The sequence below is a fragment of the Saprospiraceae bacterium genome (genome assembly GCA_016710235.1).
Lineage (GTDB): Bacteria > Bacteroidota > Bacteroidia > Chitinophagales > Saprospiraceae > Vicinibacter.
Map to the genome: position 1 here is coordinate 2,687,762 of JADJLG010000001.1, position 13,126 is coordinate 2,700,887.

Genomic DNA, 13,126 nt, shown 5'->3' on the forward strand with positions numbered 1-13,126 from the left:
ACTACTAAGAGATGAAACAGAAAAATATATTTTTCATTTTGGCTGTGTTGTTTTTTCACGTAGGTGTGTATGGCCAAACAAAAAGTTCCATTTTATCTCAGGCCGATAAATCGATGGCCGAGAAAAATTATTATGATGCTCTCAATAAGTATAAAGAAGCACTTGAATTTGATGTTGAAGACGTACAGGTGATGCATAAATTGGCTGAGTCTGGAAGACTGTTTAATTCATTTAAAATTGCTGCGGAGTATTATACTAAAGTTTTGGAACATAATGATAACAATCTGTTTCCTTTAGCAGGTTACTGGTTGGGACAGGTCAAACAAAGGATGGGAGATTATGATGGTGCACGAGTAGCTTACAATACTTATAAAAGCGAAAGAGGGGGAGAAGATGCCTATTATTCAGCCATAGCTGACAAAGAAATTAAAGCTTGTGAATGGGCAATCAATCAAGTCAATCATCCTGTAAAAGGCACCACTATTACTCGTTTGGGAAATGATGTCAATACTGAATTTTCTGAGTTTGCTCCTGTATCGATGGGCGACAAGTTTATGTTCAGCTCTATGCGATTTCCAAATATGGAAAATACGACATTACCAAAGAAGTATATTTCAAATATATTGGAATCAAACAGAGGCTCCCAGCCAAAATTGATGGAGCAAGCAGCTTTCAGAAAGGGCGGTCAAAGTGTTGGGAATCTAGCCTATTCATCTGATAAAAAATCTGCATACTTTACAATTTGTGATCATCTCAATTATCATGACACAAGGTGTGATATTTATCGATGTACCATTGATGAAAAAGGAAATTTTGGTGAAGCAGTAAAGTGTCCGGAGAGTATAAATTCTTCAAGCAGCAGTCAAACTCATCCAAATATTGGTTTCAATACAGAATTGTCTAAAGATGTGTTGTACTTCAGTTCAAATCGAACAGGTGGTAAAGGAGGTTATGATCTATGGTACAGCGTAATTGACAAAGAGGGTAACTATTCTGAGCCAATGAATTTGGGTAGTCTGAACACTGCCCAAGATGATATAAGTCCTTCATTCGATTCGCAGAGCAGAACGATGTATTACAGTTCAAATGGGCATCTTGGACTAGGAGGCTTTGATGTATATTCAGTGAGGCAGTTAACAGGAGGCTGGGGAACGATTAAAAATATGGGATCACCTTTGAATTCAAGTTATGATGATATTTATTTTGCAAAAGGCGCCAAGCCAAAAGAGTATTTTCTAGCTTCGAATCGGACAGGAGCAAAATATATAGACGATTTGAATGAAGCTTGTTGTTTGGATATTTTTACTGCTCATATTGAGTCATGTGATATTAATCTTAAAACTTTGGTATATGAGACCGGAACTAATATAGATCTCAACAATTCAACGATTAAATTATATGATCTCCAAGATCCGAAAGCTACGCCGCTAATTGTGCAGACCGGTGATAGTAACCTGGGTGAATTCCCTATTCAATGCGACCGAGAATACAAGTTGGAAGTATCTAAACCGGGATACATTCCTGCGTCAGTAGTTTTTATGAGCACAAAACCTGGCGAAGCTACAGATATGGTGAAGAAAATTTACCTGACACCTGAAGCCGTGAAGTTAGATGTAATGACTTTTGATAAAAAGACAAAACAAGAGTTGACCGGATGTACTGTTACATTCCTGGATTTAGATTCACTTGGATTTCAACCTGTTATCATTAATAATCTTCCTGGAAATTCTCAACAGTTTGAAGTAGTGAGATGTCATCGTTACAGAATAACTGTGAGTAAACCCGGTTATGCCCAGACTACTAACGAAGTTAAAATTGATTGCAAGGCAAATGGTATCATTACTGAGAAAGTGTATTTGAACAAGATACTAAATAGTATGCTGCCGTTGGTATTGTATTTTGATAATGATAGACCAAATCCAAGGTCAAATTCAAAAACTACGAATCTTTCCTATTTCCAAACATTTGCAGCTTACTATCCTAAAAAAGCAGAGTTCATAAGGAATTACCTTCGATTGACAACTAAAGACAATACTGATCTATCTGCTAAAATAAACATGGAAAATTTCTTTGATTTTGAAATTAAAGGTGGCAAAGAAAAGTTGGAATTGTTTTTAAATATTTTAGAAACTGAATTAAGCCAAGGTAAAATATTTGATATAGTATTGAAAGGCTTTGCAAGCCCTAGAGCAAACAACGATTACAATTATAATTTAAGTCAGAGACGGGTAAGGTCTGTTGAGAATGAGTTCAGCCGCTACAAGAAAGGAGTGTTGCTCAAATACATAAAGAACGGTAGTTTAAAAATATCGCAAGAACAATACGGAGAAGATACAGCACCTAAATCGATCATTGACGATATTTCAGATATGAGATCTATTTATATGATTGATGCTTCCCGAGAAAGACGAGTTGAAATAATTGAAGTAAGATGATTTTTTGTGGGATGAATAAAAAACAAGAAATGGAAAGTGTGAAACTTAATATATCAAAAATCTGCAAATCTCTTTCAGCGAGTTTAGTCTTATTATTTTGTGCCTGGATTGTTCCTTCTTCATCTTTTGCAACGCATATAGTGGGAGGGCAGTTGAGTTATAGATGCTTGGATCATTCCCAGTATGAAGTGACTTTGATTGTGCGAAGAGACTGTAAGAACGGTGATAATGATGTTTATTTTGACAATCCTGCTTTGGTAGGAATTTTTTATGGAGACAATCAAGAAGCATGGCGAGTCTATAATGGAACTTATAAGATGACTCTCATCAATGATGATACTTTGAGCGAGAGTATTAATAGATGGTGTATTGGACCTAATGATGAAGTTTGTGTTCACCAGACAATTTACAAGGATACTCTCACATTGCCTTTTGATGAAAGAGGATATAAATTGGTTTACCAACGATGTTGTCGAAATAAAACTTTGCTAAATATTGAATCACCATTGAACACGGGCATGACCTTAGAGGCCGACATCACAGCTGCAAGTTTATTAAATTGTAATTCTGGAGCAGTATTCGGGCCTTTTCCTCCTATTTACGCTTGTGTCAATACGCCAATCACATTTAATCATTCTGCGGTTGATTTGAACAACGACTCATTGGTTTATAGATTGTGTGCTCCATTGAATGGTAAAGACTCTGCAAGTCCGGCTGGAAAATCAGATTTTCCACCATATTTAGAAGTGGTTTGGAGAGGATCATTTAGCTTATCAAACTTAACAAATGACTTGGGATTACCCGGGACAGTTTTATCCATCGATCCTAAAACAGGAATTATTACAGGTACACCGAATATTATAGGCCAATTTTTAGTAGGCGTTTGTGTAGATGAGTACAGAGCTGGTAAAATAATTTCTAGCACGCATCGCGATTTTGAATTAAACATAGTTCCATGTGGAACTAGACCTACAGCTTCATTCACCAAATCTACTCCTGCTTGTGATGGTTTGAGACAAAGTTTCTCAAATACTAGCACTCAATCTACCAATTACGAGTGGTATTTTGATTGGAATGGGAATCGAAATTTAAAATCTACAGATCAGAATCCTGTGTTTGTTTATCCCGGACCTGGGCGTTATGAAGTTGTCTTAATATCTTATAATGGTCCATGTGTGGATACAGCCACTCTTACTATCGATGTTATCGATCCGGGTTTAAATGCTAATTTTAATTATGTCGTTGATTGCAAAACAAATTTGATATTAAGCTTAATGAATCTTTCCACAACAAAGGATTCAATCGTAAGTTATAGTTGGAAAGTAACCGGTGGAAATAATAATTTCAGTTCAAGTGTAAAGAATCCAATATTCGTATTGTCTGATGATGGTCGAATCACCATCGAATTGACAGTAAAAGATCGATTTGGCTGTACTTCTGTTAAAACAGAGATCATAACAGTAAATAATATTGAGGTGGAATTAGTGCCCGGACCATTAAACATATGCTCCGGCGATAAAGTGCATCTGGTTAAGAATCCAAATACTTCCTATAATTATAACTGGGCACCAATTACAGGTCTGGATCTCACGATCCCTAGCGATCCGGTTGCCAGCCCAAATCAAAATACAACCTATAAAGTGACTATTTCGGATGCAAACTGTAGTATTGAAAGGTCCATAGATGTTTTGGTAAGGGGTAGAGTTAATTTAAATGTAACGGGAGATACCACACTTTGTGATGGAAAACTTGAACTTACCGCGTCTTCAGATTCGACGACAGTGTTTAAGTGGTCGTTGAATGCAAACTTCAATCCGGTACTTGCCAATGGGCCCAAACTGAACACCACTATTAATGGAAATACTACGATATATGTAATGGCAGGGAAGGATGATCAATGCCAGGTGACAAGAGAAATCCATATTTTGGATGAATCCGTCAAATTAAGGTATAATCCTCAAATCGTTATGTGTGCCGGTGATACACAAATGTTTATGATTACTAATCTTGAGCCTAATGTTCCTCTCACGATTGAGTGGCAGTCCAATCCAATAATTATCAATGGATTGAATAGCTTGACGCCAAAGATTTATATATCTACACCAGGTTCATATAATATCATTTATCACGCTGTGAATGCACATGGTTGTGAAAAAATGGACACGATTGAAGTGATTGCTGTCCTTCCACCAAATCCAGAATTTTCAGTGAAGAATAAATGTGGCGAATTAAAGATTGACGTTGCTACCTCAGGTAATAGAACTGTGAGTTGGGACTTCGGTGATGGAAAAGGTAAATCAAACTTGCCTGTAACAAGTTATACTTATGAAAAATCAGGTACTTATATTGTTACCTTAGTGGTGGATAGTGTCTGTACAAGAACTCTCTCAAAAGAGGTCAAAGTTGTTTTGATTGATGATGAGATCGACGAAAAGCATCTCGTTTGTTTTCGAGACTGCATTGAGCTGAATTCAACATTCAATCCAAATTATGTTTACAGATGGACGCCATCGGATTATCTGAGTGACCCTAATTCCCCTAATCCAATTTTCTGTGGGGGAAAATCGACCGTATATGTTGTTCATATTAGCGATCCGGCATTCCCATTTTGTGAAGCAGAAAGGGAGGTGGATATTTTTGTTCCGGAAGTTTTGATTTTAGGACAGGATTATAAAATTCCAAATGATACAACTTTATGTGAAAAAGGTCCTGTCGATCTAAATGCAGAACAAATTAATCCAAATATCACATTAACATGGTGTGATCAATATGGTAAGGAAATAGGAAAAAATCCGGTACGAGTGAATCCTGACACCACAACATTTTATATCCTTAAAACAAGAGATCAGAATGATTGCGGAAACAGAGATACTGTTCGGGTTTATTTGTATGAATTAGATGCTATGATAACCGGTCCTGACGATATCTGTAGAGGAGATCAAGCAATGTTGATTGTGGAAAGCAATCTCGCATCAGAATATACGTATACTTGGACCCCAAAAGAAGGGATAATAGGTTCGGATAAAGAAGCTAAACTAACAGTAAAGCCTGATAATACTACAATGTATGAAGTAGAAATCAATAATGGAAAAGGTTGCGTTTGGACACTTAGCCATATTATCCAGGTAAAGGATCTCAGTAAAGAAGTATTCGCGAAAGCTGAACCAGAAATTATTGTTGCTGGTGTAAAATCGCAATTGACCACAGTAAATCAATCCGGATATAAATACAAATGGGAGCCGGGAGATGGCTTGTCTGCAACCGATATTTACAATCCACTTGCAATGCCGGAAAAAACTACAACTTATACAGTAACAGTTACTGATGATTTAGGATGTACCGCCACGGCGAGCGTAACTGTAACGGTTTTGACCTGTGAAGAAACAGTATTCGTTCCAAATGCTTTCAGTCCAAATGCAGATTCTCACAATGACGTTCTATATGTTAGAAGTCCGTTTATACGAAAAATGGAATTCGTTGTAACAAATCGATGGGGTCAGGAAATGTTTAGGACCACTGATCAAACTAGTGGATGGAGAGGTGATTATAAAGGTGAAGTTCTGGGACCGGATGTATTCGGTTTCTGTGTTAGGTATACCTGTCCGGACAATAAGGAATATACGAAGTTGGGAAATGTAACTATCATAAAATAAGTAACCGGAAAATTAGCATTTCAGCCAATTGTAGTAAATTAATCCTAGATTTTGCATCTAGGAAATTGAGCCGAATCACATAGTCAAAAGAAATAAAAACTTATAGCCTGACTTAATGGTTGTGCAAGCTAAAATCGAGTAATGGATTTCACACAGTAATAAGGGATCAGATCATGCATGTTTCGGCAATGTAATTGATCTTAAGTGAGTAAATTTGTATCTACTTATTTTATAATTGGGTAACTTTAATCTGTTGTTCGATTGTTCTGAAGAGAGAAAACTTGTATACATTGTTTTATAATTTGGATCAATAATAAGGTGACCAACTGAATTGGGAATTCACAACGTGAAAGAAAAATCTATCCTTGCGAATCAAGCAAAGAACAATTTATTCAGCTTAGAGATTCTTTGACCTTTACTTGTCACTTTTCATTAATATAAACTTGGCTCTAACCGAAGATTAATTTGTCGGTTTCTTGACAAAATAAAAAGTGATCAATGATTAAGCTGTCATTGATCACTTTTGTTATTTTCTTTATTAACTAGAAACTACATTGTGCTTGTAGTCTCAATAGGTTTCCTTTCTGATAGTTACCTGGAACTGTACCATCGTCATATCGTCTATCCGAAAGCAAATAGGAGGCTGTAATCTCGAAGGCTTTGTAGAGTTGCCACTCTATTCCTATTTCCCATTCTTTTATATTATATGCTCTGGCATCTAATTCAGCTTTTTTGCCACCATCAAATATTTGGTATCTAACAAAAGGCATAAGCTGATGACCTTTCTCAAGTTTCAAATTATATATTAACATCGCATATCCACCTGATAAATCGGCTGCTTCAATTGTAGAATTCAGAGGGTTGAATTTTGGTCCTTTGCCTGCATTATACTCCAATTGAATACCTATTGGTTTTGGGAAGAGAATCGCATGCATTCCGATCCTTTGGTCTTTGAATTCATTATTAGATTCTGTTGAGCTTACATTTTTGCTTAAACTCGAGACAACAAATTTGCCATTATATGCATCTATACCGATCTGAGCAATTTGATTTTTGATTTTGAGGGGTAGACTAGTATGCAAAACCATATGTACTTGGTTGTTCAGTTCTATTTTGTTGCCTGTCTGGCCATTATAAATTCCAAAGTTGAACAGACCATAATCCCCAGAACCTTTTAGACCCATCGAAAGAATTTCATTGTGGATATTTTTTATTGTTTTGGGAGTCCAGTACAATTGCATTCCTAAATCTCTTTCATTTGCTACACCACTGTTGATAGCATCGCTTCTGTCAAAAGGTAAACGCAGACTACTGGATTGGATCGTTTCGAATCCAAAGGGAATTTTACTCTGACCAAATCTGATCTTGAATTCTTGCTTGTTGTCTATTGCATAATCAAAATAAGCATCCTTGATTTGATTAAAATGTGGGCTCGTTGAGGAAGCTGAGCTGGCAAAATCTGTTTGGAGTTGAAATGAAAGTTTCGGATTTACTTTCCCTGAAATAGATAGACGGACCCTTCTTAAAGAAAAGCTGTTGTTTTTGCCCCATGATCGATCACAGGATTCACATGCGAGATTTTCATTTGTTTCCAGCAGACGATTGTACCGAAGCTGTATATAGCCTTTTAATGAAATTTGATCATACCACTTGACAGGCCGAATGGAATCAAATGGCATGGCATTAATCAATTGAGAATTACCAAGACAATAACCCTGGGTGGATAAAAGAGAGCTAATGAAAAACAGTAAAATCCATTTTGAATTCATAAGGTTTGGTTGTTTTAAAAAATAAACAAAGTTACAACCAGTTAATGGGACTGAAAACCATGACCTATGTTACTAAATCATTAACTTTTGAAAAGGAGTAGGGTCAAAGTTCAGGAAAGTGCTCGTCACAAGCATAGCCGGTGTATTTGTCGGGGGATAGAGACAGCAACTTCTGTTTTGTTTCAAGAGAAACAGGTAAACCATTGATAAACTGGATCAATTCCTCTTTTGAGAGCTGACTTTTTCCTCTTGTAAATGCCTTTAATAATTCATACGGTTGAGAAACACCTTCTTTACGTAACACGGTCTGGATCGCTTCTGCTAAGATTAATACATTATTCCCTAAATCTGCCTCAATTTTGGTATAGTTAACCTTTAATTTTGAAAATCCTCGCAAGATGGAATCCACAGATATCATCAAATGTGCTATAGGCAAACCTATATTGCGCAGGACTGTGCTGTCAGTAAGATCTCTCTGCCATCTTGAAATGGGAAGTTTTTCAACAAAGTGTTGACTAATTGCATTTGAGATCCCACAATTTCCTTCGGCATTTTCAAAATCAATAGGGTTTACTTTATGAGGCATTGCGGAAGAGCCTACTTCGGTTGAAATGCTTACTTGGGTGAAATATTCAATCGAAATGTAAGCCCAAATATCTCGGCATAAATCGATGAATATTGTATTGATGCGTACGATGATTTGAAAATACTCTGCGATCTCATCGTAATGTGCTATTTGGGTCGTAAAATGTTGTCTGCTCAGGCCGAGTTTGAATATAAATTGATCAGCCCAACTTTCCCAGTCTACATTCTCAAAGCTGATTCGGTGTGCATTAAAATTGCCGGTTGCGCCACCAAACTTAGCTGAAAACTTGTATTGTTTTAATTTGGATAGTTGCTTGCCAAGCCTTTCCCAAAAAACTAAAATTTCTTTTCCAAGTGAACTTGGGCTTGCTGCCTGACCATGGGTTCTTGCAAGCATGGGAATTTTTTTCCAGTTTTTACCGAGTTCAAAAAGCGTTTGGTGGAGTTCATCTAGCTTCGGAAGAATCACTTCATATGTTGCCGCTTTCAAAGACAATGGTATTGCTGTGTTGTTTATGTCTTGTGAGGTGAGTGCGAAATGTACAAATTCGGATAAATCTTCTCTATTTATTCGCTGCAACTTATTTTTAATAAAATACTCTACTGCTTTGATGTCATGTCTTGTTGTGGACTCTATATTTTTTATTTCAAATGCGTCAGTAAGGGAAAATTCTTTGTACAATCCCTCAAGGTAATTAATTTCATCACCGGAGAGTTGATAAGTAAGGACTTTGGTTGAAATTAATTCCAACAAATACTGAATTTCTACCCATATTCTGAATTTAAATAGCGCTGCTTCTGAAAAATAGTTTCTCAGATTTTCGCTTTGAACTGAATACCTGCCATCAATTGGCGAAATGGCATATAGTGGAGATATATTTTCCATACTGCTTTAATATGTGTGCTTTTTCGTGGCGAAGACAAATCTAAAAAACACATAGAATAAAATAATGTGTAAAGTGCCGAACACTTCAAAACTGACCAGATGATTCGGAAAAAATCCATCTACCATTGCATTATCCACCTTTGGTTTCGCACATAAATAGATGTAATTGGAACCTATTAATGAATTGATCATTCCTACAATCATTAATATAATATGTCCGATCAGCCACACCCACATGAAAGATAGTTTTCTGGGTTTGTAATGATCAATGAAAAATCCATAAAAAGGAGTCATGATAATAGTGCAATGGCTGATATAATAATCTACATAAAAATAATCGCTATATCCATGTGTCATTTCAGGAGTCAGCAAGCTTTGAATTGCTCCACCAAGTGAAAGTAACATCAAGAATTCAAATGAAAATCTATTTTTGTTGTAGAAGTAGATTATGCAGAAAATATAAGAAATGGTACAAAGATGAAGTGGCAAAGAATCTACCAATGTGAATTTTCCTTGCATCGTTATCGTTACAAAAAATACTATTTCTCTAAGAAGTAAAAACCAAAACAATACCTTGGAGAATAATTTTTCTTTGTTATTTTTTTTGGCAAGGAAACCCAATCCTAAAATCAGTACAATATAAAGTGCCCCTCCTGCCAATCCATAATACCACAAATCACTTCTAGATTCTATAACAAAATGTTCGTGCATTTCTTTACAGGTTGTTTTAATGCAATGCAGCTCGAATAGGTAGTGAAGTTATGACTTCAGCTTCCTGATCCAACCACCAATTCAATCTTTGGTACACCTTTTTTTCATCGAAATAGTTTAAAGCCATTTTTACATAAATATTTCCATGCTTGGCTTCAGAAGTCCAAAGCATTTTGTAAAATTTTTTTAATTCCGCATCTTCCAGATTTTCTTCAACTAGTTTAAATCTTTCAGCACCTCTTGTTTCGAATACAGACCCAATCAATAATCTGTCCAAAAATCTTTCCTGAAGACCGGAATGCATCCTGGACATCAATAATTTAATATAAGGATCTTCCGGGATAGAGTGCTGCAGTTTGATTTTGCGCATCTCCATGATTTGGTACACAGCTCTAAAATGCTCGAGTTCTTCTAGAGCTGTGTCGATAAGTTCCGGAATGATTTCTACCTTATCGGGATATTTTGCTACTAAACTTAAGGCTACTGCTGAAGCTTTTCGTTCGCAATCCGCATGATCAATTAGGAAGCTGTCAAAATCAGCCAGAACAGTTTTTATCCAGGCAGGAGAACTTTCCAGTCTGATATCAAGATTATATTTCAACAGTAAGGTATTATGCGCTTGCTTTATAAATAAAATACATAGCGATCATAAGTACTAAGACAGTAGCGATTGCAATCATTGCAAATTTTCTCATGGAAGCTTGATCTTCAGCGCGGCTAGGTTTGTGATGCTTGTTCATAAATTTAACCAATTTAATCTTTGGCAAGATACAATGAATTGGATGAATCCTAAAGCAAGGCTATTCAAAATTTCACCTGAATTGATTCATAAAATCTACTATTCGATCATCTGTTCTGATATCTCTGTACCTTATGGGATGTCGGAGACTGATGCCCTCAAGAGTCTTGCACCGGCTTAAAGCAACATATAGTTGTCCATTCTCAAAGGCACCTGACCCCAGGTCAATATGTACTTTCTCAAAAGTTTTTCCCTGGCTCTTATGTATAGTAATAGCCCAGGCAGCCTTAATTGGAAATTGACTGATGTTGCCTATTATGTTCTGATTGATTTTACCTTGGCTATCCACGTGATATTCAATCTGATCCCAAAGTACCGCATTAATTTCCAGGGGTTCTTGATGACCTTCAATGCTAACCAGTAAGCTCTCTTGCTTACATTCGATAACCTTTCCAAGGCTCCCATTTACGAATCGTTTGTCAGGGTCATTTCTAAGAAATACGATTTGAGCTCCTGATTTCAAGGTGAGCATTTGGTCGATAGGGAATTGATTTATATTAACCTTCCCTGTCACTTTTGCAGGATAAGTTTTAGGCACTCCCGGCAACTCACTTAGTTTCTTAAGATTGATTCCTTGAGCTGTGGCGTTAGTTCCACATAGGTGTATCACCCATTCATCATACTCGTGGTTTGCGGGTCGGAGGAGACGTTCATTCAGTATAAACAGATCTTCTTCACCGCACTCATTTTTTCTAATTCGATTTAACAACTGGATGAAACTCTGATCTTTTTGTCTGAAGATATCTCTTAGTTCGATCAATTCAAAATCAGATAGGCTTTTTAAAATGCGTGAAGAAAAGAAATAAGGGCTTTCATATTGACTGGAAATAAATTCTTCTTCAAGTCTGCTAACAACGGGTGGTAACTGAAATAAGTCTCCCACAAAAATGATCGGTTTGCCACCAAATGCCTTTTTAGATTTGGTATTTGTTTGCAATGCGAGATTAATATGGTCACATAGGTCTGCTCGCACCATACTGACTTCATCGATGATAATGACGTCAGCTTTTTTGATCAATTTTTGAATTCCTGTATTGTACCTTTGAATTATCCCTGGCGGGAATTTGAAAAAAGAATGAATGGTTTGGCCTTGGACATTGATCGCTGCAACCCCCGTAGGAGCCAGCACAATGCTTTGAAAATCCTTGTTGTTTCTAATGATTTGGAGTAAGGTAGATTTTCCGCTACCGGCTTTACCGGTGAGAAAAACCTGTCCCCTGCATTCAGTTAATCTGTCCATAACCTCATGCTGCTCTGTGGAAAGCCGGATTTCAGATGGTACGAAATCCATATCCCGCTAATCAGGTCTGATCAAATAGATTAAAACTGGGAAATGATCTGAATATCCATAATTGTAGATGTCACCAGAGAAAGTCCGTTTAGGAAAATTGCGATAGTGCCCTGATGTTTCCATCATAAAATCTTTGCGATAAATCTGATTTTTGTAATAATAAAAGCTCCCAGGATTTTTTTGGAGAGCATTGGGTGTAAACACAATTTGATCGAACAATCCCCAAGCGTCATCGTGGGCTAATGTCCCTTCGCCAGTGCTATAGTTTTTATAAAATGGATTATAAAAATCACGAGATGTAAGCTCTTTCAGGTCTTTTTTAGCCTGAATTATTTTCGTCATGCTGTAATCGGAAGGATTGTCATTCAGATCACCCATCATGAGATAAGTTGCATCTGGTTCAATGTTTAAAATGGAATCTGCAAGTTGTCTGTTTACTCTGGCAGCCTGATTTCTTTGTTTTGCAGTGAGTTTTTCTCCTCCTCTTCGGGATGGCCAGTGATTTACACTGACATAATACTTTTTGTCCCCAATGAGTCCTTTAACTAAAAGAATGTCTCTTGTTTTTTTAGGTTTTCCATCTTCGTCTATGAGGTCCACCCTTACAGATTGTGATGAAAGTACTGTAAAGAACTTTTCTCTGTACAACAATCCTACATCCACCCCTCGTGCGTCAGGAGAATCATAATGAACGATCTTATAATTCCTTTCAGAGAGATTTTTGGACCTCACCAGGTCCTCTAAAACTTTAATATTTTCTATTTCTGAAACACCAAGAATCCCTACACCATCAGGTGTCACATCTTTTCCTAAATCCCTTATAACAGTACCCAGTCTATTGATTTTGTCTTGGTATTTTTCTTCAGTCCAGACTTTTAATCCTGTCGGTGTGAACTCCTCATCGAAGGTGAGCGAATCGTCAACAGTGTCAAAGAGGTTTTCCAAATTGTAAAAACCTATACAGGTTACCTGGTACCTTTGAGCTTTTAACGGAGAC

General features: G+C 36.8%; 8 protein-coding genes. 2 read left to right on the forward strand and 6 right to left on the reverse strand.

Features of this window, described 5'->3' with window-relative positions; all coding sequences use genetic code 11:
- Nucleotides 1-11: 11 nt before the first annotated feature.
- Both IPI99_10700 and IPI99_10705 read left to right on the forward strand, forming a co-directional pair.
- Nucleotides 12-2,435, forward strand: a complete 2,424-nt coding sequence (locus IPI99_10700; GenBank protein ID MBK7340986.1) for a PD40 domain-containing protein — start codon at nt 12-14, stop codon at nt 2,433-2,435.
- A gap of 11 nt (nt 2,436-2,446) precedes the next feature.
- Nucleotides 2,447-6,088 (forward strand): PKD domain-containing protein, encoded by a 3,642-nt coding sequence (locus tag IPI99_10705; protein ID MBK7340987.1) that lies wholly within the window; start codon nt 2,447-2,449, stop codon nt 6,086-6,088.
- A gap of 542 nt (nt 6,089-6,630) precedes the next feature.
- On the opposite strand, the gene IPI99_10710 is transcribed toward IPI99_10705, so the two are convergent.
- The 6 genes from IPI99_10710 to IPI99_10735 form a co-directional block, all read right to left on the reverse strand.
- Nucleotides 6,631-7,857 (reverse strand): porin, encoded by a 1,227-nt coding sequence (locus IPI99_10710; protein ID MBK7340988.1) that lies wholly within the window; start codon nt 7,855-7,857, stop codon nt 6,631-6,633.
- A gap of 103 nt (nt 7,858-7,960) precedes the next feature.
- Entirely contained in the window at nt 7,961-9,328 is a 1,368-nt protein-coding gene (purB, locus tag IPI99_10715; GenBank protein ID MBK7340989.1) for an adenylosuccinate lyase, read from the reverse strand.
- Between the two features lie 6 nt (nt 9,329-9,334).
- On the reverse strand, nt 9,335-10,039 hold the full coding sequence (locus IPI99_10720) for a TIGR02206 family membrane protein (protein MBK7340990.1): 705 nt from the start codon (nt 10,037-10,039) through the stop codon (nt 9,335-9,337).
- Between the two features lie 16 nt (nt 10,040-10,055).
- On the reverse strand, nt 10,056-10,640 hold the full coding sequence (locus tag IPI99_10725) for a tRNA-(ms[2]io[6]A)-hydroxylase (GenBank protein ID MBK7340991.1): 585 nt from the start codon (nt 10,638-10,640) through the stop codon (nt 10,056-10,058).
- A gap of 211 nt (nt 10,641-10,851) precedes the next feature.
- Nucleotides 10,852-12,129, reverse strand: coding sequence for an AAA family ATPase (locus IPI99_10730; GenBank protein MBK7340992.1), 1,278 nt, complete (start codon nt 12,127-12,129; stop codon nt 10,852-10,854).
- 6 nt (nt 12,130-12,135) lie between these two features.
- Complete coding sequence (locus IPI99_10735) at nt 12,136-13,074, reverse strand: endonuclease/exonuclease/phosphatase family protein (protein ID MBK7340993.1); 939 nt, start codon at nt 13,072-13,074, stop codon at nt 12,136-12,138.
- Nucleotides 13,075-13,126: the final 52 nt, after the last annotated feature.